The 24,783-nt window shown below is 68.7% G+C and carries 17 protein-coding genes, 1 tRNA gene and 1 rRNA gene; 8 read left to right on the top strand and 11 right to left on the bottom strand.

Annotated elements, in window-relative coordinates; all coding sequences use genetic code 11:
- Nucleotides 1–119 (bottom strand): 16S ribosomal RNA (locus tag NWF34_RS05160); the annotation flags it as partial.
- An 808-nt stretch (nt 120–927) separates the two neighbouring features.
- Nucleotides 928–1,004, bottom strand: a tRNA-Met gene (locus NWF34_RS05155).
- Between the two features lie 229 nt (nt 1,005–1,233).
- On the opposite strand from NWF34_RS05155, the gene NWF34_RS05150 reads away from it, so the two are divergent.
- Entirely contained in the window at nt 1,234–1,515 is a 282-nt protein-coding gene (locus NWF34_RS05150) for a hypothetical protein (protein ID WP_258324351.1), read from the top strand.
- Between the two features lie 87 nt (nt 1,516–1,602).
- On the opposite strand, the gene NWF34_RS05145 is transcribed toward NWF34_RS05150, so the two are convergent.
- Nucleotides 1,603–4,590: a UPF0182 family protein gene (locus NWF34_RS05145; RefSeq protein ID WP_258324349.1), complete on the bottom strand. Its 2,988-nt coding sequence runs from the start codon at nt 4,588–4,590 to the stop codon at nt 1,603–1,605.
- A 165-nt stretch (nt 4,591–4,755) separates the two neighbouring features.
- Here NWF34_RS05145 and NWF34_RS05140 point away from each other — a divergent pair, with 165 nt between their 5' ends.
- Nucleotides 4,756–5,292 (top strand): PPA1309 family protein, encoded by a 537-nt coding sequence (locus tag NWF34_RS05140; RefSeq protein WP_258324348.1) that lies wholly within the window; start codon nt 4,756–4,758, stop codon nt 5,290–5,292.
- A 19-nt stretch (nt 5,293–5,311) separates the two neighbouring features.
- Here the strand turns inward: NWF34_RS05140 and NWF34_RS05135 are convergent, their stop codons facing one another.
- Nucleotides 5,312–6,376, bottom strand: a complete 1,065-nt coding sequence (locus NWF34_RS05135) for a PDZ domain-containing protein (protein ID WP_258324347.1) — start codon at nt 6,374–6,376, stop codon at nt 5,312–5,314.
- Between the two features lie 196 nt (nt 6,377–6,572).
- Between NWF34_RS05135 and NWF34_RS05130 the strand changes: the two genes are divergently transcribed.
- The 3 genes from NWF34_RS05130 (at nt 6,573) to NWF34_RS05120 (ending at nt 10,385) form a co-directional block, all read left to right on the top strand.
- Entirely contained in the window at nt 6,573–8,054 is a 1,482-nt protein-coding gene (locus NWF34_RS05130; protein ID WP_096274392.1) for a zinc-dependent metalloprotease, read from the top strand.
- Nucleotides 8,055–8,141: 87 nt separating this feature from the next.
- Complete coding sequence (locus NWF34_RS05125) at nt 8,142–9,053, top strand: hypothetical protein (RefSeq protein WP_096274394.1); 912 nt, start codon at nt 8,142–8,144, stop codon at nt 9,051–9,053.
- Nucleotides 9,054–9,068: 15 nt separating this feature from the next.
- On the top strand, nt 9,069–10,385 hold the full coding sequence (locus tag NWF34_RS05120) for an AarF/ABC1/UbiB kinase family protein (protein ID WP_191834487.1): 1,317 nt from the start codon (nt 9,069–9,071) through the stop codon (nt 10,383–10,385).
- Nucleotides 10,386–10,453: 68 nt separating this feature from the next.
- Here NWF34_RS05120 and NWF34_RS05115 read toward each other — a convergent pair whose 3' ends face one another.
- Both NWF34_RS05115 and NWF34_RS05110 read right to left on the bottom strand, forming a co-directional pair.
- A complete protein-coding gene (locus tag NWF34_RS05115) occupies nt 10,454–10,747 on the bottom strand; it encodes a WhiB family transcriptional regulator (RefSeq protein ID WP_024498914.1) in 294 nt (97 codons plus the stop codon).
- Nucleotides 10,748–11,308: 561 nt separating this feature from the next.
- Entirely contained in the window at nt 11,309–13,441 is a 2,133-nt protein-coding gene (locus tag NWF34_RS05110) for an ATP-dependent DNA helicase UvrD2 (RefSeq protein WP_269551719.1), read from the bottom strand.
- Between the two features lie 130 nt (nt 13,442–13,571).
- On the opposite strand from NWF34_RS05110, the gene NWF34_RS05105 reads away from it, so the two are divergent.
- Nucleotides 13,572–13,856, top strand: a complete 285-nt coding sequence (locus NWF34_RS05105) for a mycoredoxin (RefSeq protein WP_006437384.1) — start codon at nt 13,572–13,574, stop codon at nt 13,854–13,856.
- A 61-nt stretch (nt 13,857–13,917) separates the two neighbouring features.
- On the opposite strand, the gene nudC is transcribed toward NWF34_RS05105, so the two are convergent.
- The 4 genes from nudC to NWF34_RS05085 are packed head-to-tail and all read right to left on the bottom strand — an operon-like array spanning nt 13,918 to nt 22,845.
- Complete coding sequence (gene nudC / locus NWF34_RS05100; protein WP_258324346.1) at nt 13,918–14,853, bottom strand: NAD(+) diphosphatase; 936 nt, start codon at nt 14,851–14,853, stop codon at nt 13,918–13,920.
- A 47-nt stretch (nt 14,854–14,900) separates the two neighbouring features.
- Nucleotides 14,901–15,977, bottom strand: a complete 1,077-nt coding sequence (locus NWF34_RS05095; RefSeq protein WP_258324345.1) for a TrkA family potassium uptake protein — start codon at nt 15,975–15,977, stop codon at nt 14,901–14,903.
- Between the two features lie 60 nt (nt 15,978–16,037).
- Entirely contained in the window at nt 16,038–19,448 is a 3,411-nt protein-coding gene (locus NWF34_RS05090) for a UvrD-helicase domain-containing protein (protein ID WP_309148627.1), read from the bottom strand.
- Entirely contained in the window at nt 19,441–22,845 is a 3,405-nt protein-coding gene (locus NWF34_RS05085) for an ATP-dependent DNA helicase (RefSeq protein WP_258324344.1), read from the bottom strand. The genes NWF34_RS05090 and NWF34_RS05085 overlap by 8 nt, the downstream gene beginning before the upstream one ends.
- Before the next feature lie 99 nt (nt 22,846–22,944).
- On the opposite strand from NWF34_RS05085, the gene NWF34_RS05080 reads away from it, so the two are divergent.
- Both NWF34_RS05080 and NWF34_RS05075 read left to right on the top strand, forming a co-directional pair.
- Nucleotides 22,945–23,733: an alpha/beta fold hydrolase gene (locus NWF34_RS05080; protein ID WP_258324343.1), complete on the top strand. Its 789-nt coding sequence runs from the start codon at nt 22,945–22,947 to the stop codon at nt 23,731–23,733.
- 12 nt (nt 23,734–23,745) lie between these two features.
- Nucleotides 23,746–24,045: an MGMT family protein gene (locus NWF34_RS05075; protein ID WP_258324342.1), complete on the top strand. Its 300-nt coding sequence runs from the start codon at nt 23,746–23,748 to the stop codon at nt 24,043–24,045.
- A gap of 4 nt (nt 24,046–24,049) precedes the next feature.
- Here the strand turns inward: NWF34_RS05075 and NWF34_RS05070 are convergent, their stop codons facing one another.
- Nucleotides 24,050–24,781: a sirohydrochlorin chelatase gene (locus tag NWF34_RS05070; RefSeq protein WP_258324341.1), complete on the bottom strand. Its 732-nt coding sequence runs from the start codon at nt 24,779–24,781 to the stop codon at nt 24,050–24,052.
- Nucleotides 24,782–24,783: the final 2 nt, after the last annotated feature.

The raw sequence follows: 24,783 nt of genomic DNA, 5'->3' as shown, positions 1-24,783 counted from the left end.
CCACGTGTTACTCACCCGTTCGCCACTCGAGTACCCGCAAGCGGGCCTTTCCGTTCGACTTGCATGTGTTAAGCACGCCGCCAGCGTTCGTCCTGAGCCAGGATCAAACTCTCCATGAAAACTTACTGAAAAACCAACCACAGGCCGGCATTTTCAACACAATCAGGAAAGCAAAACCTGACCAATCCAAAACTAGCAAAAACATGTGACACCCAGACGGGGCCGAGCGCCACACAAAATAAACATCTACATCCATAAAGAATGCTCGATGCCACAATTGGCATCAGACAATTCATCATCACACTATCGAGTTCTCAAAGAACACACACCCACCAGATACTCACCCCGACAAGGGCTTTCACCAGCAGACTTGTTCTGACTTTCCGCGTCAACCCCGTCTCCGGGGCAACTCTTCCAGCCTACCAGACCCGATCCTCAGTCCGCAAATCCGAAGTTTTCCGAACTCAGGGGATCTGGCAACCCCGCACACCTCATCCAAGACACGAAGTCTCGAACTCGAAGTTCGGGGGCGGCCAGCGAAGAACCCGGTCTCCACTCCCCGCCTTCAGACCCTCTCAGGTCTTCCGGGGCGGCGCCGTGGCTCGCTGACTCGACATAAGTTACGCACGTGGGTCCCCAACGTCAAATCGCCTGGTCAGTAGGGGTGATTGGGGATCGGCGCCGAGGTCGGCATGCACAACCGCGGCGGATTCGCGCGAGATTCGGTGAAGAAGTTCCTCGGTCCGCACCGGAGACCGATGCCGGCCGACCTGGATCGGCTCTCCATCCCGCAAGCGGGCGAGCTCCGCGCATCCACAGTTCGGGCACCGCGCCAGGCCGGCCGTCGCTCGGGCATCGGCTGCGCACAGATCAAGGAGCACATAGCAAGAACCCCCGCCCGGGAGTCCCGGGCGGGGGTTCTTGTGTTGGTAGCGGGGACAGGATTTGAACCTGCGACCTCTGGGTTATGAGCCCAGCGAGCTACCGAGCTGCTCCACCCCGCGTTGGTGAACACCACGTTACACATGCGTTCGTCAGCGATGCAAATCGATCCCGGAACCGCGGCTGAGCTGGGCGTATAGGAGTGATCGCGGTCACGGAAGATCGTATAGCACAGGTCACGGCGCCGTACCTGACCTGCGTCGGCGGACCACCATCATTGTGAGCTGAGTCACCTTCGGGCGTAGAATCGGCGCTACCCGAACCCGGCCGACCCACCACCGAGGAGGGACCATGTCCGCCCACTTCCACCATGAGAGCCACGGCAACCATCCGATGAGCTTCATCGGATTCGTATCCGCGCTCGGCGGCTTCCTGTCGGCTGCCCTGTGGCTGGTCCACATGGCCTCCGGCAACACAGGCCTCGCAGTCCTGTTCGCAATGGTCACGGTCGCAGCGTTCGGCTTGACCGTCTCGATCTTCTTCACCATCGGTCACCGGTATCACCACAGCCCGGTGCTACCGGACAACACCGCGGACGAAGAAGAGCGCTACGTGCGCAAGTACCGCGGCTAGCGGTACCCGACGCACGTAGCGCTCGGATCGTTCCTACTGCCCGATCGACACGCCCCGTGTGGGGTGCGTCGATCGGATCCACCCGGTTCAGTTCTGCTTCGGCAGTGACTCGTACTGTGTCACAGCCTTGTTCAGCTGATCGAGGGCCGCGCCGTAACCGGCGAAGTCGCCCTTGGTCTGCGCGTCGCGCAGCGCGCTGAGCGCGTCTCCGATCGCCTTCACCGCGGCATCGCGCTCGGGTGTACCACCCTGCGGAGGAGCCGGCAGCTGCGGACTCGTCGTCCCACCCTGCTGCTGAGGCCGGTCCGGCTGGGTGGGCTGCTGTTCACCGGGAACCACACCGGCGGCCGGCGTGATCCCGACCTGGCGCAGTGCCTCGGCCGTCGTCGGCGCATAACCGATCCGGGCCTCTCGTTCCTTCGGCTCGTACCGGGTGATCACCCGGAACAACCGCGGGAAGGCCTCTTCGCCCTGGGCCTGCGCATACATCGGGACGACGTACAGGATCCCGTTGTCGCCGACCGGCAGCGTCAGCAAGTTGCCGAACGTCACCTTCGCCGTGTTCTCGAGGGACTTGAGCGATTCGGCGACTCGACCATCGGTCTTCATCGGGTTGAACGCCTGCTTCGGTCCCGACCGCTGGTTGTTGCCCGGCAACTCCTTGACGGTGATCTGTCCGTAGTTCTCCGGGTCCGAGGCAACGGTGATGTAGGCACCGAGGATCGGACGGTTGAGTCGTGTGAGGACCGAGGTGAGCTGGAACGACGCCTGCTTGCTCTCCGGGTCCGAGGCCACGAAGTAGTACGGCGGCTGATCGAGTCCACGCTGTTCGGCGTCGGGGCTCGTCGGGTCCGACGGCACCGACCAGAAGTCGTTCGCCTGGAAGAACGTTCCCGGGGTGTCGACGTGGTAGCGCGTCAGAAGCGCCCGCTGGATCTTGAACAGATCCTCCGGGTACCGGACGTGCTCGCGCAACGAGGTCTGCTTGTCGAACTCGGCACGCGAGGCGACCGATCCCGGGAAGACCTTCATCCACGTCTTGAGGACCGGGTCCTCGGTGTCGAACTCGTACAGCTTGACCTCACCGGTGTAGGCGTCGACCGTGGCCTTCACCGAGTTGCGCACGTACGACACGGTCTTGTTGACCTGCGTACGTCCGGTCTGACCGGGGTTGAGGTCCTGGGCGTCGGCGGTCGCGCTCTGCAGCGACGTCGGCTGCGAGTACGGGAAGTTGTCGAGCGTGGTGTAGCCGTCGACGATCCACTTGATCGAGCCGTCCTCCATGACCGCCGGGTAGGTCTTGGAGTCGACGGTCAGCCACGGCGCGATCTGCTTGACGCGGTCCCGCGGGTCGCGGTTGTAGATGATCTTCGACGCCGAGGTGATCTCGCCCGACAGCAGGAAGTTGCGCTCCGCGTACTTGCCCGCATAGAGGAGTCGGGTGAACCAGTTGCTCAGCGGGACGCCCGCCGGCCCCTGGTAGGTGTACTTGGCGTCGCCCATGTCGTGTTCGCGGGGCTCACCGCCTTCGGAGCCGACGATCGCGTAGTCGGGATCGATCTTCGCGAGAAGCTCACCGAAGTAGATGCGCGGCTGTGTCACCTTGATCGGGGCGTCGCGCTTGTACGCCTCGGTCTGGTAATTCGTGGTGTCGCTGACGTAGTAGAACGGGTCTCCGCCGCCGTCGATGTCGTTCTCGTCGACCGACTCGTTGACCCGGTTCGCCGGCGCGGCGACGAAGCCGTTGCCGTGGGTGTAGACGAGATGCTTGTTCAGCCAGTTCTGCTGGTTCTCGAGGTAGCGGCTCGGGTCGAGTTCACGCACCGCGACCACGAAGTCGCGCAGTTCGCCGTCGATCTTGTAGCGGTCGACGGCGAGCTGCGTCGGGAAGCCGTAGAAGTTCTGGCGCTGCTGCTGCTGGATGAACGTCGGCGACACCACGTTCGGGTCCAGGATGCGGACATTCGACAGCGTCGGGGTGTCACCGTTGACGAGTGCGGGATTCGCGGGCTCGGCGGTCCAGTCCTTCTGCGTGATGACCTTGTCCGGCCCGATGCCGTAGGCCTCCCGCGTGGAGTTGATCGCCCGCTGGATGTATTCGGCTTCCTTCTGCGCGGCGTTCGGCTTCACCGAGAACTGCTCCATGGTGAGCGGCCAGCCCACACCGATCAGCAGTGCCGAGAACAGCATCAGCACGGTTGCGAGGGCGGGGATGCGCAGATCCCGCAGCACGATGGCGGCGAAGAACGCGACGGCACAGATGATCGCGATCGCCATGAGGATGAGCTTGGACGGCAGGACCGCATTGATGTCGGTGTAGCTGGCACCCGGGAAGATCTCGGCCTTGCGCTGACTTGAGAGCAGGCTGTACCGGTCGAGCCAGTAGGCCGCCGCCTTGAGCAACAGGAAGGTGCCGGCCAGAACGGCGAGCTGGATACGGGCGGCCATCGTGACCGAACCCCCGCCCTGGCCAAGCCGGATGCCGCCGAAGAGGTAGTGGGTGACCAGGTTGGCGAGGAACGCCACGACGACCACGACGAACAGGAGATTCAGCACGAACCGGTAGAACGGCAGATCGAAGGCGTAGAAGCCGATGTCGAGGTTGAACTGCGGATCGGTCTGGCCGAACGAGGTCCCGTGCAGGAACATCTGGACCGTCGCCCAGGAACCCTGCGCGACGAGACCGGCGAGTGCGCCGATGATCAGGGCCGGCACCACGGCGAACCACCGGACCTTGGTCATGATGGCGGTCCGGTAGCGCGCGAGCGGATCGTTGGGTCCCGCCGTGGGCACGAACACCGGCCGGGACCGGTAGGCCAGGGCCACCGCGCCGAAGATGATCAGGCCGACGACAACAGTCGTGATCAGGAAGAGGATGACGCGGGTCCAGATGACCGTGCCGAACACGCTCGAGTACCCCACATCACGGAACCACAGCCAGTCGGTGGCAAGACCGATCAGTCGTGGTCCGATGAGCAAGAGGACCAGCACGGCAACGCCGAGGCCGATGACGATCTTGCTCCTGCGTGACAGTGTCGGCATTCCTGCCGGCCCTCGGACGCCCACCAGACCCACTCTCCAAAGCTCTCAATTCGGACAACGCCCTGCGTGACGCGCAAGCCTGGGCGTGGTGCCCACTGTACTGGCACCGCCCGAATGCCGATCACACTCGGGCGGTGGGACAACGATCCGGGACCGGTCACGGTTCCCGGGTGCGCCCCGCCGGGGCAAGATGGTCGGATGCCCGACAACGCGACGACACCACGCGGCTTCTCCACCGACGACCTCGGAAGCTCGCTGAGCGAGATCATGGATCACCTCGATGCCGGTGGCTGGGGGCAGCCGCCGGCGGTGTACGCGCTCGTGCCCACATCCCTGCTCGTCGAGCGCGTTCCCGGCGTCGTCGCCGACCACGACCGGTCGGTCTTCACGCCCGTGGAGGAGGAGTGCGACGACCTCGACGAATTCCTGGCCACCGGGATCTGGCCCGCAGCGGTCGCCGGGGCGGCGGTGGCGCTCGAGATCGTCGTCACCCCTCCAGGCCCCGATGACGACGGCACACCGAAGTACGTCGTCACCGAGACCGGTGATCACCGGCCGGACGAGGACGTCGCCCGGCTGGTGGTCGGGGTGCTGCGCAATGGCCCCGACCTGGCTCTGCTGCGGCTCCGGTCCGAGCCCGACGAGGTGCCCGAACTCCGCACCCACCCCCAGCTCGCGCTCGAGCTACGGGCAGCGCTGCACGAGACCTTCGCCCCGGACGCGCCGGAGTCCTGACCGGTGGACCGCCGGTCCGTCAGCAGGACGGGGCCGGGCGTCCCGAACCGATCGCGTCGAGCGCGTCGACCGCGCCGTCGAGCGTCTCGACCTTGACCAGTTCGAGTCCGTCGGGACGGTCGGAGACCGCCTCCGCGCAGTTGCGGCCCGGGACCAGGAACACCGTCGCACCGGCGTCGCGGGCCGCCCGTGTCTTGTGGGTGATGCCGCCGATCGGCCCCACGTCACCGTCGGCCGAGATCGTGCCCGTTCCCGCGATGAACTTGCCGTGCGTCAGTTCGCCGGGACTCAACTGGTCGACGACCGAGAGCGCCAGCATCATGCCCGCCGACGGTCCACCGATGTCGCCGACGGTGTAGGTGACCTTGAGCGAAGGGTCGGCGTTGGCGACCTCGGCCGTGACCCCGAGGAATCCGGCCTTCTCGTCGCCGGGATGCGGGGCGAGCGTGACGGTCACGGTCTGCGGCGTGCCCTGCCGCACGATCTCCAGCGGAAGCACCGTGCCCGGCGGATTCTTCGACACGACGTCGCGCAGTTCCTTGCTGGTCTCGACCTCGACTCCCCCGGCCCTGGTGACCACGTCGCCGGCGCGCAGGACGTCGGCCGACGGCCCGTCGGCGCCCACAGCGGCGATACGCAGGACCGTGGGACGGTCCAGGAACCGCAGGGCCGCGACGGTGGCGTCCTCCTCCGACCCCGCCATCTGCTGGGCGTTCTCCTGCTGTACCTGTTCGGTGCTGCGGTCCGGCGGATACACCTCGTCGCGCGGGGTCAGCGCGTACTTCCCGGACATCCACATGCCCAGGGCGTCGAAGAGTGTGAGCCCGTCGCTCACCGACACCGTGGTGAGGTTCAGGTTGCCGGTGGTCTTGTCGAGGGGCGCACCGTCGATCTGTACGACCTTGCGTTCGACGACCTTGCCGTCCTGCTCGACCTTCGTCATGCCCAATGTGTTCAGCGTCGGTCCGGGACCGAGAGCGGCGTAGGGCACCTGCACCTGCGTGCCGACGACGAGCAACGCCAGCAACACCAGGGCGCTGACCGCGGCGGTGGCGATCCGGCGGAAGCGAGGGCTCGAACTCATTCCGCACACGATAGTGCCCCGACCTCTGAGGACAGTGTCGACGTCGTGCTCCGCACAGTGTCGACGTCGTGCTCCGCACAGGCCGACGTCATGCCGCCACACCGCCGGGCGGCGGGCCGCGCACGTGCGGCGGCGCTACGCGCACGGCGAACATCCGACGCCGTTGAGGGGCCTGTCCGGGCGGTACGGTGGACATATGAGTGATCTGCCCTTCGGCTTCTCGGCGTCCGGCAACGGCGACGACGACCGCGACAAGAACAGCGGCGACCAGAACAAGCCGGGCGACAACCCCGGCGGCAACCCCTTCGGCGGGGCCAACCCGTTCGGATTCGCCATGGGCGGCCAGGGACTGGGCGGTGGACAGGGCTTCGGCGACTTCGATCCGTCGAACTTCGACCCGAACATGCTCGGCCAGATGTTCTCCCAACTCGGCAGCATGTTCAGCGGCATGGGCGCCGGCATGGCCGGTGGCGGCGGCGGTCCGGTGAACTATCAGGTCGCCATGAATCTCGCGCGCCAGCAGATCGGTTCGTTCACGCCGATCCTGGACAAGGAGATCTCCGCGTCGGCCGACGCCGTGCGACTCGCCGACGTCTGGCTCGACGACGCGACCACCTTCCCCAGCGGCGTCACCCAGACCGTCGCGTGGACCCCGGTGCAGTGGCTCGAGGAATCCATGGACACCTGGAAGGGTCTGTGCAACCCGGTCGCCGAACAACTCGCGCGCACCTGGCAGGACAACCTGCCCGCCGAGGCGGCTCAGTTCGCCGGCCCGATGCTGGGCATGCTGACACAGATGAGCGGTATGGCCTTCGGGACCCAGCTCGGCCAGGGCCTCGGCCAGCTCGCCAAAGAGGTGCTCACCTCCACCGACATCGGCCTGCCGCTGGCCCCCGAGGGCATCGCGGTGCTGCTCCCCGAGGCGATCGCGAAGTTCGCCGAGGGTCTCGAGCAGCCCGGACAGGAGATCATCGTCTTCCTCGCCGCCCGCGAGGCCGCGCACGTCCGCCTGTTCACCCACGTCGGCTGGCTGCGTCAGCGCCTGCTGTCGACGGTCGAGGAGTACGCCCGCGGGATCAGCATCGACTTCAGCGGGATCACCGACGCCACGGCGAACATCGATCCCACCGAACTGCTGTCCGATCCGTCGAAGCTCGAGGAGCTCATCAGCTCGTCGACATCTTTCGAGCCGACCACCACGCCCGAGCAGAAGGCGGCGCTCGGCCGCCTCGAGACGCTGCTGGCGCTCATCGAGGGCTGGGTTGAGCAGGTGGTGACCCGAGCACTGGGCGACCGCATCCCGAGCACCGGCGCGCTGACCGAGACCATCCGTCGCCGCCGCGCCTCCGGCGGCCCCGCCGAGCAGACCTTCGCGACCCTCGTCGGTCTCGAACTGCGCCCGCGCAAGGTCCGGGAGGCGTCGGAGCTGTGGCGCCGGGTCTTCGAGGCCACCGATCTGTCGACCCGCGACGGTGTCTGGGCGCATCCGGACCTGCTGCCCGACTCCGACGACCTGGACAACCCGGCGGCGTTCATCGACCGTCTGCTGCACAAGGACACCGACCTCGACGACGCGATCGCGCAGCTCGAGAAGTCGCTCGCCGAACAGGACGGGATCGAACAGGGAGAGGCCGACTCCGGAGACGACGGCCCGAACCCCGGGCAGACCGGCTCATAACTCCACAGTCGACGCCGAGCCCCATCATGTTGTGGATAACCGGCCCGAACGACGCCGGCGAGGTCTTTTCGCTGGCAGAGTTGCGCCATGTCCATCACGGTCCCGCGCATCCGTCCGGGAACACCGATCCTGGTGCGGCCGGGCAACCGGGTCCACGTGGGGATCGATCCGGCCGGCAGCGTGATCATCGAACTCGACGCCGGCATCTCGGCGCATTCGGTGGCCGCGATGTTGCGGTTGCTGGAGCGCCCCTGCACACCGGAACTGCTCAGCCGTCGCGCGTCGGCGGCCGGGCTCGCCGACGACGAGATCCGGACACTCCTCGACGGTCTGGCCGCGGCCGGACGGACCATCTCCGACATCGCAACCGAAACATCTTCGGGCAGTTCAGATCTCGCGGACTTCCGGATTCAGATCCACGGCCAGGGGCCGTTGTCGGACCTGCTGGGCGCCTCCCTGCGCGCACAGGGCATGCAGGTGCACCGGACGATGCGGCGGCGAGCCGACGGCTCCCTCGACACCGTCGACACCCGACTGGTGATCCTCAGCGACTTCCTCGTCCACGACCCGCGGGTCGTCTTCGCACTGACGAGGGCACGGATCCCGCATCTGCTGGTGCGCGTGCGCGACGGCGTCGGCATCGTCGGCCCGCTCGTCCTACCCGGACTCTCGAGTTGTCTGATGTGCGCCGATCACCATCGCTCCGACGCCGACCCGGAATGGCCGATGATGGCGGTGCAACTCATCCGCGCGCCGGGCGATGCGGATCCCGCGATCGTGCGGCCGACCGCAGCGATCGCGCACGGCCAGATCGAACGTCTGGTGAACAGCTTGCGGCGACCCTCCCCCGCCGCGAGACGATACGAACCGCAGCTGTTGAATCAGGTGTTGGAGTTCCGCGATGACCCCGCACGGGTGGACCGTAGAGAATGGTTACCCCACCCGAGCTGCGATTGTCGTCCGGTGGGAGACGAACGGCTCAAGTCGTCTATTGTGTGACGCGGAAAGGATGCTATGACCGACATCACTCGGGGGCAGGGTCGTCGCAACGCGAAGTTGGCGTCTCTCCCCATCGGTATGGCCGGACGTGCGGCGGCGGGGCTCGGCAAACGCATGGTCGGCAAAGACAAGGACGAGGTCAACCAGGAACTCCTCGAGAAGTCCGCGGAACAGCTGTTCGCGGTCCTCGGTGAGCTCAAGGGCGGCGCCATGAAGGTAGGCCAGGCGCTGTCGATCATGGAGGCCGCGATCCCCGACGAATTCGGTGAGCCGTTCCGGGAGGCGCTCACCAAGCTCCAGGCGGAAGCACCGCCGATGTCGGCCGACAAGGTCCACAAGGTCCTCGACCAGCAGCTCGGCACCCGCTGGCGCGAACGCTTCAAGGAGTTCTCCGACGAGCCGGCAGCGTCGGCATCGATCGGTCAGGTCCACAAGGGCGTGTGGTCCGACGGGCGCGAGGTCGCGGTCAAGGTGCAGTACCCGGGCGCCGACCACGCACTCAAGGCCGACCTGAAGACGTTGTCGCGCATGTCGGGACTGCTGCAGCGGCTGTCGCCGGGCACCGACGTCAAGGCGATGATGGACGAGCTCATCGATCGCACCGAGGCCGAACTCGACTACCTCGGCGAGGCCGAGAACCAGCGGGCTTTCGCCAAGGCGTACGACGGGCATCCGGACTTCTTGATTCCCAAGGTCATCGCCAGCGCACCCAAGGTCGTGGTCTCGGAATGGGTCGACGGTGTCGCACTGTCGAAGATCATCACGACCGGCGACCAGAAGACCCGCGACAATGCGGCCGCGAAGATGGCCGAGTTCGAGGTCAGCTCGCCCTACCGGGTCGGCCTGCTCCACGGCGACCCGCATCCGGGCAACTTCTTCATCGCCGACGACGGCCGGTTCGGCGTCCTCGACTTCGGCGCCGTCGGCCACTACCCCGGCGGTCTGCCTCCAGAGACGGGGCCCATCCTGCGCCTCGCCCGGGACAAGAAGTACGACGAGCTCAAGGAGCTCATGGTCGAGGCCGAGTTCATCCGGCCGTCGCATGCGTCGAAGGTCACGAGCGCCGACCTCGAGGCCTACCTGCGGCCCTACGTGGACCCGCTGTACTCGGAGTCGTTCCACTTCACGCGCAAGTGGATGCAGCGCGCCGCCGGCAAGGCGACCGACGTTCGCGGTGAGGTCTACAAGACCTCGCGAAACCTCAACGTGCCCAAGCGGTTCGTGATGGTGTTCCGTGTACTCGGCGGCTGTGTCGGCATAGCCTCGCAGCTCGAGGCGCATGCGCCGTACCGCGCGATCATGGAGGAATGGGTCCCCGGCCTGGGCGATTGATCCCCGACAGCACGCAGAACGACGACGCCGCGAGCATGTGCTCGCGGCGTCGTCGCTGTCGGTTCGATTCAGGCCGCCGCGTTCTTCCGCGGCCGGCCACGGGGGCGCTTGCGTGCGATCACCGCACCGCGCTCGAAGATCTCGCCACCCCACACGCCCCAGGGCTCGGCGCGATCCAGGGCCGCCTGCAGGCACTGGGTCCGCAGCGGGCAGTCGGCACACATGGCCTTGGCACGCTCGAGGTCACGGGGATTGTCGGCGAACCACAGATCTGCGTCGGCCACCTGGCAGGGCAGGTCGAGCCGGGCGGTCGCTGCGCGGTCCGCCGATGGACAGGACTCGAGTACGCAATCGACAGTCATTGGTGTTCTCCACATCTGCTCGTTGGGAAATGGTGACCCATGTCCTCGATGTGGCTGTCGGTCCGAACCCCTGGTGGGACGTTGATCGGGTGACAAAAAAGAGGGCCACGGGTTTCGCCTCTGCGATTCGCCCGTGGCCCGAATGTCTCGGAGGTCTAACTCCGTGGAATTCGTGTCGGTACGGGGAACCCATGCGGCGCGGGGGCTGCTGCTGCGGCTGCCGCGGGCGGCGCTACGTGCGCTGCTGCAGCCGGATGCGCTGCCGGTGCCATCGTTCGAATAGCGACCGGACGTGCACAGACGGCAGGCAGCCAGGAGCGGTTGCGACGGGCGCGCAGAACGACGGCGTGCGCCTGATTCGGCTTGGCCGCAGGCACGGCGACGCCGGCCTGGTTCACGATGCTTCCGTTCACTGATCCGCTCCTTTCTCTTCTCGATGGCTCCCACATGAGCGATGGGCCCCTGACGGACACAAGAACTCCGGCGTCCGCCGTCGCACAGGAATACTCCCACCCGTGCCGACGGAGACCAGACTAAACGGTGCGCCGGAAAGCGCACAACCTATTTTTGACCTGCGGTTTTGACGAGTTCGAGGAGATCCTCTCCGTACTCGTCGAGTTTTTGCGCACCGATCCCCGAGATCGACACCAGCGCGGCGGTGTCGGTGGGACGTTGTTCGGCGATCGCGGTGAGCGTCTTGTCGGAGAAGACAACGAAGGCGGGCACCTTCTTCTCGTGCGCACGATCGCGACGCCACTCCTTGAGCGCGACCAGGAGGTCCTCATCGAGGTCGGACGGGCATCCGGCACAGCGGCCGAGGAGGGTCGCCGTCGAATCCATCAGCCGCGAGCCGCAGACGCGGCACGTCGGCCCCTTGCGGGGGGCACGTTCCCTGGCGACCTTCGAGGCCGGCGAGTCGTCGGGGATGAGGTCGGCGAGGAACCGGGAGCGACGGCGGGCGCGGCCGCCTTCGTTGCGGGCGAGCGCCCAGGACAGATGCAGGTGTTCGCGGGCACGCGTCACACCCACGTAGAACAGTCGACGCTCCTCCTCGACGTCCTCCCAGGAACCCTTGATGGCCTGGCTGATCGGCAACGATCCGTCGGTCAGACCCACCAGGAAAACCGCATCCCATTCGAGCCCCTTGGCCGCGTGCAGCGACGACAGGGTCACCCCCTGCACGGTCGGGGGGTGGCGTGCCTCGGACCGGGTCGTCAGTTCGGCGGACAACTGCGGCAGCGTGAGGTCGGGGTTCTCCGCGACCATGTCCTCGGTCAGCTGCACCAGCGCCTTCAGCGATTCCCAACGGGCGCGCGCCTGGGCACCCGACGGCTCCTCGTCGGTGAGTCCGAGTTCGCCGAGAACCGCGCGTACGACGTCGATGGTCGTGACACCGGGCTTGACCTCGCGGCCGGCAACCGTGGCGATCTGACGCATCGCCTGCCGGACCTCGGTGCGGGCGAAGAAGGCCTCACCGCCGCGCACCTGGTACGGGATCCCGGCCTCGGTCAGCGCCTGCTCGTAGTTCTCCGACTGGGCGTTGACGCGGTAGAGGATCGCGACCTCGGACGGCGAGACACCCGACTTGATGAGGTGTTTGATCTCGATCGCGATCGACGTGGCCGCGGCCGGTTCGTCGGCGTACTCGGCGAACTGCGGTTCCGGGCCGGGTGGTCGCTGGCCGATGAGCCGGAGCCGGGTGCCGGCGATGCGTCCGCGGGCGGCGCCGATCACGCGGTTGGCGAGGTCGACGACCTGGGGTGTGGACCGGTAGTCCCGCTCCAGTCGGACGACCGTCGCCTCCGGGAAGCGACGGCTGAAGTCCAGCAGGTAGTTCGGCGAGGCGCCGGTGAACGTATAGATCGTCTGGTTGGCGTCACCGACCACCGTCAGATCGTCGCGCTCGCCGAGCCAGGCGTCGAGCAGACCCTGCTGGACCGGCGTCACGTCCTGATACTCGTCGACGACGAAACACCGGTAGCGCGAACGGAATTCGTCGGCCGCACCGGGTTCGATGGTCAGGATCTGGGTCATGTAGATGAGCAGGTCGTCGAAGTCGAGGAGACGGTCGCCGTCGGGCGAGACCTTGGAGTCCTCGTAGTGCGCGTACACCGCGGCGACCTTCGGCGGGGGTGCCGGTGACTCGCGACCGAGACGACCGACCGCCTCGACGTAGTTCTCCGGCGAGATCAGGGTGGCCTTGGCCCACTCGATCTCCGAGGACAGGTCGCGCAGGGTGTCGGTCGCGGTGTCCAGGCCGGCGCGGCGTGCGGCGCGCGAGATGAGCGGAAACTTGTTGTCGAGGAGCTCCCATCGGGCATCGCCGAAGGCGCGCGGCCAGAAGTATCGCAGCTGCCGCATCGCGGCGGCGTGGAAAGTCTGGGCGGCGACGTTGCCGGTGGAGCCGCCGACGCCGAGGCTCCGCAACCGGGTCCGCATCTCCCCCGCCGCGCGGGCGGTGAACGTCACCGCGAGGACCTGACCGGGATTCACCTGACCGGTGTCGACGAGATGCGCGATACGGCGCGTGATGGTGCGCGTCTTACCCGTACCCGCACCGGCGAGCACGCACACCGGTCCGCGCGGCGCGAGGACGGCCGCGGACTGCTCGGGGTCGAGGCCCTCGACCGCACCGGCGTCGCGGGAGCGGGCATCGGGGTTCGCGGAAGAGGTCGGGTGGCGCACGGGGTCCACTATGTCACCACCCACCGACGCACTCCGGACCGGCGATCGGGGCCGGCGATCGGGGCCGGCGTGACGCGTCCCACGCCGGGGACGACGGCGCCGCCGGGAACAGCCCCGATGACCGTGGTGTTATGGGTGCATGAGCAACGTGATCGACGACGAGGCCGGCGCCCGCACCTCCGACACCGGCGAACTGACCATGTACACCACCTCGTGGTGCGGCTACTGCGCCCGCCTCAAGACCGGACTGAAGGCCAGCGGGATCCCCTGGCAGGAGATCGACATCGAGCTGAACCCGGATGCCGCCGAGTTCGTCGGCAGCGTCAACGGCGGCAATCACGTCGTCCCCACCGTGCTCTACGCCGACGGCACGACCGCGACCAACCCCTCGATCGCCGACGTCAAGAAGAAGCTCGGCGTCTGATCTCGTGACCCGATCACCCGGGCCCGGCTCTCGCCGGACCCGGGTTTTCTCCTCTGTCGGGCTACCGGCCCGGCGCTTGCGATCCCTGGGCCCAGGACTCGATCAGCGTGCGTGCGATCGAGATCGAGCCCGGCAACTGCAGCCGGGGCGCTTCGCCGCCCGGACCGGAATCGGCGCGCGTCCATCCATCCCGCGACAACGCCTCGCGCACCTCGTCACGGTGGAACCACTGGGCGTCGCCGATCTCGCCGTCGAGGAAGGCCAGTTCGTCGGCCGGGTCGCCGATCGCGGCGAAGCCCAGCATCAGCGACCGCGGGAACGGCCACGGCTGGCTGCCCAGGTAGCGCGGTTCACGCACCACGATGCCGACTTCTTCGTGCACCTCCCGCAGGACGCACTGTTCGAGCGACTCCCCCGGCTCGACGAAGCCGGCGAGGGTCGAGTACCAGCCGTCGGGCCAGACGGCCTGGCGCCCCAGCAGAATCCGGTCGGCGCCGTCGTGCACCACGGTGATGATCGCGGGATCGGTGCGCGGGAACTCGTCCCGGCCGGATTGGACGCTACGACGTACCCAACCGCCCCGCGCCGGCTGGGTGGCCGAGCCGTCGACCGGTGAATGGCGCGCCGTCTCATGCCAATTCAGGATTCCCAGCGCGGTGACGAGCAGGCCCGCCTCGTCCGGCGTCAGATGGATCGCGCCGCGGCGCGCGTCGTCGGTGGGTCCGTCGATGTGGTCGACGCGGCGCGTCCACCGGTCGTTGCCGTCGACCACACCGAGGATCACCGCGTCGGCCGGCGGCGCATCGGCGACGGTGGCCGCCGGAACCCAGTGCAGCGCACCGGAATCCCCGACCGGATACCGGCCGTTGGAGTCGATCAGCAGCACCTTCGCCGAAGGCCATCCCGCCAGCATCCGCTCGGTGTCGTCGCGGATCTCGTCGGCTCGGTGGAAGGTCGCGCGTGACAGCAGCGGCTGCTGGACCAGTTCGAACTGCACGTCGGTGTGTCCCTTTTCGGTGGTCGGTGCTGGGTGGTCGGCGAGCCCTAGTCGTCGCCGGGGCTCTTGCGGACGTACAGGAGGCGGTCGCCGACCTCGATCTGCTCGACCTCGCTGTCGTCGACGCGGTGCAGCACCCCGTTGCGGACGACACCGAGCACGATGTCACGGGTGTGTGCCGGTGAGCCGCCGGTCTCCGTCGGGTCGACCTCGCGTTCGGCGATGGCGTAACCCGCGTCGGGCGTGAGGAGATCTTCGATCACCTCGACCACCGACGGGGTCATCGTCGCGATGCCGAGCAGGCGTCCCGCCGTCTCCGAGGACACCACCACGGAGTTCGCGCCCGACTGCCGCATCAGATGCGTGTTCTCCGACTCCCGGATCGACGCCACGATCTTGGCCCGCGGGTTGATCTCGCGTGCGGTGAGCGTGGCGAGGACGGCGGTGTCGTCGCGGCTGGTGGCCACGACGATGCTCGCGGCATGTGCGACACCGGCGAGGCGGAGCACGTCGGACTTGGTGGCGTCGCCACGGACGGTGACCAGCCCGTTGGAGGCCGCGGACTCCAGGACGGTGGGGTCGGCGTCGACGACCACGATCTCCGAGGGCTTGATGCCGTCGCCGCGCATGGCGTCGACCGCGGTGCGGCCCTTGGTGCCGTAACCGATGACGACGGTGTGATTGCGCACGGTATTCCTCCAACGCTGGATCTTGAGCGCCTGTCGGGACCGTTCGGTGAGCACCTCGAGAGTGGTGCCGATCAACACGATCAGGAACAGCACACGCAGCGGCGTGATGATGATGAGGTTGATGAATCGAGCGAAGGGACTGATCGGGGTGATGTCGCCGTATCCCGTGGTGGACAGGGTCACCGCCGAGTAGTACAGCGCGTCCAGATAGGACAGTTCGCTGTTCTGCGCGTCGCGGTAACCGTGGCGGTCGAGCCAGACGACCACGGAGGTGAACCACAGCGCCAGCGTGGCCCAGAGGACGCGCCGACCGATCGCACGACTGGGACTCTGCTGCAGTTCGGGGATGCGGACGACACCGACCAGCGCGTGGTCGGGCCGGTTGGCCAGCTCGGATGATCCGAAGCGGCCGCGGAAGCGGCTACGCACGGCCACGTTTGCGCTCCTGGAGTTCGCTCACACGCTGAAATGTAACCCACGCAGGGGCGCGATAGCTCATTTGGCGAGCTTGGCGGCGAGGGTTGCCTCGTCGGGCAGGTCGTCGGCCTCCAGGGTGTGTCCGTCACGCACGTAGTGGAACGCCGCGTGCACCTTCTCCACCGGGACACCGGCGAGCTGCGCCCAGGCGATTCGATACGCGGCCAGCTGGATGAACAGCGACTCCCGTCTCGCCGGTTCGGGTACGACGCCGGTCTTCCAGTCCACGACCGTCCACGAGCCGTCCTTCTCGGCGAAGACCGCGTCGATCCGGCCGCGCACGACGATGCCGCCGATCACCGTCTCGAACGGCACCTCCACCTCGGTGGGGCTGCGATTGGACCAGCGCGAGGCGAGGAATGCGTCACGAAGGGCGTCCAGGTCGGCGTCGGGACTCGCCGTCGCGTCGGCGGCACCGGGCAGTTCGTCGATGTCGAGCAGCCGGGTGGCGCCGAACCAGCGTTCCACCCAGGCGTGGAATGCGGTGCCGCGCCGTGCCATCGGGTTGGGCCGGAAGGGAGTCGGACGCCGGAGCCGACGGGCGAACTCGGCCTCGTCGGCGTCCAGTTCGACGAGCTGACTGACCGAGAGGTGCGTCGGCAACGTCACCTCGACGAGCGCCTGGTTGGCCTGATGATGTTCGGCCAGAAGTGCCGACACCTCGGCCTCCCAGGCCGCGACCTCGTCCTCCGGATCCGGTGGCATCGGAAGGGTCTCCGGATCGGCCGAGGCGGCGGGGGTCTCGAACAGCGCGGGCGCCTCGCGGTCCGCGATGGCCGCCAGGACGAGGTCGGCGGCCGCCTGCACCGCATCGCGGCGCCCGGCGAGCGGGTCGCGCGGCCAGGGCTGCGCGACAACGCGTTCGGCGAGCGGGTTGGTCGCGTCCTCTGTGGGCGGCGGCGTGCGGACCGCGATGGACAGACCGGTGGAGTCGACGGCCGGGTCGGTGATCGCCTCGTCGACGGCAACCATCAGCTCGTCGAAGAAATCCGAACCGCCGCGCGGCTTGTCACCGGTCTCCGACCAGTGGTGGGCCGAGATCAGCAGATCGTGCCGGGCACGGGTGAGGGCGACGTAGAGCAGGCGCCGGTCTTCCTCGAGGCGTCGTTCGCCGATCGCCGCCTTGTGATCGGACAGGGCGTCCTCGAGCTGTTTGCGGTCGCCGACCGTGTCGATCTTCAGCAGCGGAAAGCCCTCGGGCACACCGTCGGCCGACTCGGCGGGGATCGCGAGGTCACCACGCAGGTCGGCGGGGAGTTCGCGCGCGCTCCCGAGCCAGGTGGTGTCGGCCTTGGCACTGGGGAAGATGCCCCTCGCCAGGTGGGGGACGGCCACGACGTCCCACTCCAGGCCCTTGGCCGCGTGCACGGTGAGGATCTGCACGCGCTGTTCGGCAACCTCGATCCGGCCCGGTTCGAGACCTTTCTCGATGGACTCGGCGGCGTCGAGGAACGCCAGCAGCCCAGGCAGATTGGCGCCTGGACGGTCGGCGTAGTGACTCACGTAGTCGGCGAACGCGTCGAGATGTTCGCGGCCGGTGATCGCACCGCGCATGCGCCGTGCACGGATCTGGGCTTCCACGCCGACGCCGATGGTGTTCTCCACGTCGGCGACGAGTTCGGGCAGTGGCTGTCCGATGCGGCGCCGAAGTGATTCCAGTTGGGCGCCGAACGCCCGGATGCGGGCATAGCCCTCGGGGCTGTAGTCGCCCGGGTCGCCCGGATCGACGACGGCGTCGGCGATCCCGGCCCGGTCGACGATCTCGGTGGGCAGCACCGCGTCGAGCGCGGCGTCGAGTTCTTCCCGGCTGGTGACGACCCCACCCGCTTCGGCGTAACTCTCGGCGGCGAGGGTCGTGGCCCGGCGCCACAGGGCGGCAAGGTCTTTGGCCCCGAGGCGCCAGCGGGCACCGGTGAGGAGCCGCATCACCGCGGTGCCGGCCATCGGGTCGGCCATCACGCGCAGGGTCGCGACGATGTCCTCGATCTCCGGGACGTGCAGCAGTCCGCCGATGCCGACGACCTCGGTGGGGATGCCGCGGCTCTCCAGCTCGGCGGCCAGCGGTGCGGAATCCTCGTTGCGCCGCACCAGGATCGCCGTGGTCGGCGGTGCCTCGCCGGCGGCCTCGGCCGACCGGTAGCGCGTCTCGATCTCGTCGGCGATCCAGTTCCGTTCGTCGATGACCGTCTCGGTGAGAGCGAGGGTCGCGGTGCCGTGCGGGGCGTCGGGCCGGGGCCGCAGGATGCTGACCGGGATGCCGCGGCGGCGGAGTTCCTCGGAGATCTGGTTGGCCAGGCGAAGGCCCTGGGCGGCATTGCGCCAGCTGGTGAGGAGTTCGCGGCGCTCGGCGGGCGTGCCGTCGGGGCGCGGGAAGTCCCGGGCGAACCGCGGCAGGTTCGCCGCGGAGGCTCCGCGCCAGCCGTAGATCGACTGGATCGGATCGCCGACCGCGGTGACGGCGACGGAATCGCGCGACGGATCGTGGCCGCCGAACAGGGTCGACAGCAGCACGCGCTGCGAGTGCCCGGTGTCCTGATATTCGTCGAGGAGGACCGCCCGGAACGCCGTGCGCTCGGCGGCCACGACCTCCGGATTGGACACGACGAGCCGTGCGGCGAGCGACATCTGGCTGCCGAAGTCCAGGGCGGACTGAACCCGCATCGTCTCGCCGAGGGCGATGACCATCGGGATCAGTTCGCGCCGTTCGTCGATGACCTCCTGGACCTTCAGCAGTGCCTGCGTCGGCTTGTCGCGTTGCTTCGGCCCTTTCGGCAGGGTGTCGATGAGCTCGTACAGCTTCGAGCCCGCCTTGGCGAGATCGTCGATGTCGACGAGATGTTCGGACATCTCGCCGTACAGCTTGAGGACGGATTCGGTGACGGAGGCCGGAACCTTCTTGGTGTTCAGTTCCCCCGGCCACGACGACACGAGCGAGAACGCGAGCTGCCAGAGTTCGGTCTCGGTGAGCAGCGTCGACGACGGTTCGACGGGCAGGAGCAGGCCGTAGTCGGCGATCAGCCGGCCGGCGTACGCGTGATAGGTGCTGACCTCGGGGTCCGCACCGCGCAGGCGCGCGGCCAGCGAGCCGTCCGGGTCCCAGGTCCGCAATGCCGGTGCACCCGAGAGCATCGACAGCCGGCGTCGGATGCGCGCACCGAGTTCACTGGCGGCCTTGCGGGTGAATGTGAGTCCCAGGATCTCGTCGGGCGCCACCACCTGGTTGGCGACGAGCCACACCACGCGCGACGCCATCGTCTCGGTCTTGCCCGCACCGGCACCGGCGACGACGAGCATCGGTTCGACCGGCGCCTCGATCACCGCGACCTGTTCCGGGGTCGGGTCCGGGAGGCCGAGCGCCGCAGCCAGCGACTTCGCGCCGATCATCGCCCTGCCGGTCGCGAGTCCATCGGTCTGGGTTCCACTAGTCATCGGTCACCGCTTTCCCGGGGATCTTCGCGGGGCAGCTGGTCGAGAGGTTGCAGTGCACGCAGCCCGGGTTGGGTGTCGCGGTGAAGGTCGGACCGATGCTGGCCCGGGCCGCCCGGCGGACCACGCCGATCCACTCGTCGAGCAGCTCCGGCGTCAACGGTGACTGGACACGTTCGGCCGCACCGGAATTGCGGTTCGCGGTGGACACGTAGACAAGGCGCGCACCGCCCGGTGGGACATCACCGAACTGCGGCACTCCCCCGTGCGCCAGCGCGACCTGGTAGGCGGCCATCTGTGCGTGTTCGTCGGCGTCGGCCTTGGTGATCGGGGTCTTCGACGTCTTGACGTCGACCACCACCGGACGGCCGGCCGAATCGGTCTCGAGGCGGTCGACCCGGCCGCGCAGCCGCACGTCGGGGGCGTCCTCCTCGCCGGGTTCGCCCGTGGGACCACCGGGAATGGTTGCGTCGACGGGTAATTCGACGCCCACCTCGTCGAGGTCGGCCCGCGAGATCCGCAGCCAGTCGCGGAAATGGCCGAGCATGTTCTCGGCACGTTCGAGTTCCCGCGCCGAATACCAGCCCGCACCCGTGTCGACCCGGTCCCAGATCCCGCGTAGCGCCGCGGTCACCTCGGCCGGATCCAGCTGTCCCGCGACGGCCTGCACCAGCGTGTGCACCAGGCTGCCGGTGAGCGCCGGTGTCCCGTCGCCGTCGCGGCCGCCGTTGCGTTCCAGCACCCAGCGCAGCGAACAGCGGTTCAGCGCTTCGACATTCGACGGCGACAGCACGACGGGTCCGTTGTCCGGTGTCCACAGCGGCGCGTCGGTGCTGGGTGCGGCCAGCCCGAACCAGTCGCGCGGATGGGCACCCGGGATGTCGGAGTCGGCGAGCACGGCGAGCAGGCGGGCGGCCGCGCGCGTCCGCTCATCGGGTTCGTGCGCACCGGCCATCACGACCGACCGCAGCGTGGCGACCAGCGACGGCAGCGACAGCACGCGGTCGACGCCCGGGTCGAGCTGGAGTTCGGCCTGCGGCGACTCCTCGTCGGGATCGTCCACGAGGTCGGCCAGTTCGGTGAGAAAGCGAGACGGCGAGGCGTCGCCGCTGCCGTCCTCCACGGCCGTCACCAGCAGCCTGCTGCGCGCACGCGTACACGCGACCAGGAACAGCCGCCGCTCGTCGGCCAGGGCCGTGGCGCCACGGGCGACGGTGTCGACCGCGCCGGCGTCCATGCCGTCGAGGATGTCGACCAGCGCGCCGGTGGAGAGCACGCCGCCCCGGCTGCGCAGCGACGGCCACAGACCGTCCTGGACACCGGCCACCGCGACGACCTCCCACTGCCGGCCCACCGCGGCGTGCGCGGACAGGACGGTCACCGATTCGGTTGCCGCCGTGGCGGTTCGGCTGTCACGCGGGATCTGCAGCTGGGAGAGGTAGTGGACGAACCCGGCCGGCCCGGCGGCGGGCAGCGTGTCGGCGAAGTTGGCCGCCGCCTCGAACATCGCCATCACCGCGTCGAGGTCGCGGTCGGCCTGCTCCCCGGCCGGACCGCCGCGGACCGCCGACGCCGCCCAGCGCCGCTCCAGACCGGTGGCCTGCCATGCGGCCCACAGCGTCTCCTCGACGCCACGGCCGGCATCGTGGGCCCGCTGTCCGGCCGCAACCACGTCGAGCACGCGTGCCAGTGGGGCGGCCTCGGTCTCGGTGAGGGCGCGCTGGTACCGTGCGCCGAGCTCGGGGTCGAGGAGGGCGCGGGTGAGCGAGGTCAGCGACTCCGGTTGTGCCGTCGGGTCGCGCTTCTCGTCGAGGCGTCGGATGCCGCGCCGCAGACGCCGCATCGCGCCGGGATCGGCGGCACCGACCGGACCCGACAGCAGTGTCAGGGTGTCCTCGGTGGTGAACAGCTCGAACTCCGGGATCGCCTCACCACCACGTGCCGTCGGATCCTCGCGCCGGGCGGCGACCACCCGCAGCACCAGCATCAGCGCGATCACCGCGCGCTGCCGGTGCAGCGGCAGATCGCTCGCCGGTGTCGTGACCGGGACACCGGCCGACCGGAACGCGCGTCGGAGCGGGGGCAACGCCAGCGACACCGACCGCACGATCACCGCCATCTGCGACCACGGGACACCGTCGAACAGATGCGCCCGGCGGAGGAGGTCGGCGATCGCGGTGGCCTCCTTGGCCGTCGAACCGTAGACGCGTACGGCGGCGACGTCGCGCGGCACGTCGGCATCGTCCTCGGCCCGTACCGGCTCCGGGTACGCGTGGGGGCGCGCACCGGGAAGACGCGCGGCGATCGCACGCCCCAGGCGAGCGAGGTCGGGGTGGGAGCGGAAGTCGTGTTCGAGGACGATGTCGCGATCCGATCCCGGGTCGGCGAGCTCGTCGGCGAAACGCGGACTGGCTCCGCGGAAACCGAAGACCGACTGATCGGTGTCGGCCGCGATGACCGTCGAGGTGGTGCCGGTGCCGACCAGCCGGATCAGCTGTGCCGCCTGGGGATCCAGATGCTGCGCATCGTCGACGAGAAGGTGGCGGATGCGGCGGCGTTCACCGCTCAGCAGTTCCGGGTCGGTGGCGAAGGCCGACAACGCCGAACCGATCAGCTCGGCCGCGTCGACGGCCGGCGCCGATGCACCGGGGGTCTCGAGTCCGACTGCGCCGCGCAGCAGCATGTTCTGCTCGTACTGGGCGTAGGCGCGGGCCGCGGCGGTCCACTCGGGGCGTTTGTGTTCACGGCCCAGCGCCGCGAGTTCCTCCGGTCCGACGCCGCGTTCGGCGGCCCGCATCATCAGGTCACGCAGGGCCTGCGCGAAACCGTCGGTTCCCAGGGCCGGCCGTAGATGCGCGGGCCAGTAGTCCGCCCCGTCCTCGATGTCGCCGGCGAGCAGCTCACGCAGCACGACGTCCTGCTCCGAACCGGTGATGAGCCGCGGGGGCGGGTTGCCGTGTGCGCTCGCCTGCAGGCGCAGGATCGCGAAGGCATAGGAGTGCACGGTGCGGACGAGGGGTTCGCGGAGCGCACCGCCCAGCACCCGCCGTCCGGCTGCGTTGGCCGAGAGCACGCGCCGGGTGATCTCCTCACGCAGCGCAACCGCCGCACGACGACTCGACGCCAGGACGAGCACCGATTCCGGATCTGTCGCGGGGTCGAGCAGGCGCGCGACGGCGGCGTCGACGATCAGTGCCGTCTTGCCGCTGCCCGGTCCGCCGTGGACCCGGATCGGCCGCCAGGCCTGCTGTTCCGCGCTGCCCGGACTGCTCGCGGCCGGGTCGATGACCTGCGCGATCACCGGCGGCCACGTCCGGGGACGGTCCGTCGCCTCCGGAGCCGCGACGAGTCGTGCGCGCAGGGCGCTGCGTGGCGCCGTGGTGCCCGGTTTCCGACTCATGGGCTCCATCGAATCATGTGCCACCGACGCACCCGTCGGCCCCGAGGTGTCACGCGGGTGGGTCGGGCTCCGGACCCGCGCATACGGCAGGATGGACGGGTGACAGCTCTCAACACGTATGTCTTCGGCGGCGGCTCGGCGGAGAGCACCCCGACGGTTCTCGCGATCCACGGGCTCACCGGCCACGGTCGCCGCTGGGAGCCCCTGGCCCAGCACCTGGGTGGCGTCCGCATCGTCGCACCCGATCTCATCGGCCACGGTCGTTCACCGTGGCGTCCGCCGTGGAGCATCGAGCACCACGTGCGTGCTCTGTCGGCGGTCCTCGACGAACACGTCCCCGACGGTCGTCCGATCGTCGTCGTGGGTCACTCGTTCGGCGGTGCGCTCGCCCTGCATCTGGCGAACCGCCGGCCCGATGCGGTCAAGGGGCTCGTCCTCCTCGACCCCGCGCAGGGCCTCGACCCCGAGTTCGCGCTTCAGGTCGCCACCGACAGTCTGGACAACTGGGACTACGCGGACGTCGACGCGGCACGCTCTGCCAAGCGGTCCGAGGGCTGGGCGGATGTCCCCGACGACATCATGGAGGCCGAGCTCACCGAGCACCTGATCCCCCGCCCGCACGGCCGGGTGGGCTGGCGGGTCAGCGCCCCGGCGGCCGCCGCGTCGTGGAGTGAAATGGCCAGGCCCGCAGTACTTCCGCCGCCGGGCGTGCCGACGAAGATCGTCGTCGCCGACCAGGTGCAGCCGTCGTTCGTCCGACCCGCGTTCCTCGAGGCCTGCGCGAGCGAACGCGGTGGCGACGTCACGGTGCACCACGCCGACTGCGCGCACATGGTGCCGTTCCTCGAACCGGAACTGACCGCGACCCTGATCCGCTCACTGCTCTGAGGGCCTGCGCCGATGGCTGCGATCACCGAGGAGCAGGTGGAGACCGTCCGCGCGCTGGTCGCGGCCATCCCGGCCGGGCAGGTGAGCACCTACGGCGACCTGGCCGGCGCGGCCGGACTGTCCAGCGCGCGGATCGTCGGCTGGATCATGCGCACCGACACCGCCGACCTGCCGTGGCACCGGGTCGTTCCCGCGAGCGGTCGTCCCGCACCGCATCTCGCCACGCGCCAGCTGGAACGACTTGCCGCGGAGGGCGTTCCGATCCACGACGGACGGATCCGATTGCGCGAGTGCCGGTGGGAGATCCCCTGACCCGTCAGGCCGGGGTGCGCCGATACGGGCTGATCGCCGCACGCATGCGCGTGACGATCAGGTCGACGATGCGCGGGTCGGGGCCGAGAGGTGCGGCCACCGCGTCGGCGCCGCAGGTCTCCAGACGCTGGTGGAAGAGTCCCGGCGCGAGCAGGTAACTCGCGATCACCACGCGGCGACCCGTGCGGCGCGCACATGCGACCGCCTCCGGCACCGACGGCTGCGCAGTGGTGATGAATCCGACCTCGACTCGCCCACCGATCAGCGATTCCAGTTGCCGCGCAGCCAGATACACCTGTCCGCAGGCACTGGAGTCCGACGATCCGGCGGCCGCGAGGACCACCGCGTCGCCCGGCTCCCAACCGGCCTCGGCCAGCCGCAGGCGGGCCACCGCCGCGATCGACGGGTCCGGGCCGAGCGCGCGGGTCACCACGGTGTCGGACCGGCCCGTCAGCGCGACGTGTTCGGGGATGTCCTTGCGGACGTGGTAACCCGACGCCAGAAAGGCCGGCACCAGCACGGCCGGACGGTCGAGGTCGGCGATCACCTCACTGGGCGTGGGCCCGAGTACGTCGACGAACGCGGTGCGGGTCACACCGATCCGCGCGCTGACAGCCTCGGCGATCTCGGCGATGACGTTGACGCCGTGCGGATTACGGGTGCCATGGGCGACCAGCACCGGACTGACGTCGCGCAGGCGGTCGCCGTGCGGGAGCCGTACGTGGTTGTCTCGCATGT

It is taken from the genome of Gordonia sp. GONU, assembly GCF_024733855.1.
Lineage (GTDB): Bacteria > Actinomycetota > Actinomycetes > Mycobacteriales > Mycobacteriaceae > Gordonia > Gordonia amicalis.
This window is presented reverse-complemented; position numbering and strand designations above follow the sequence as displayed.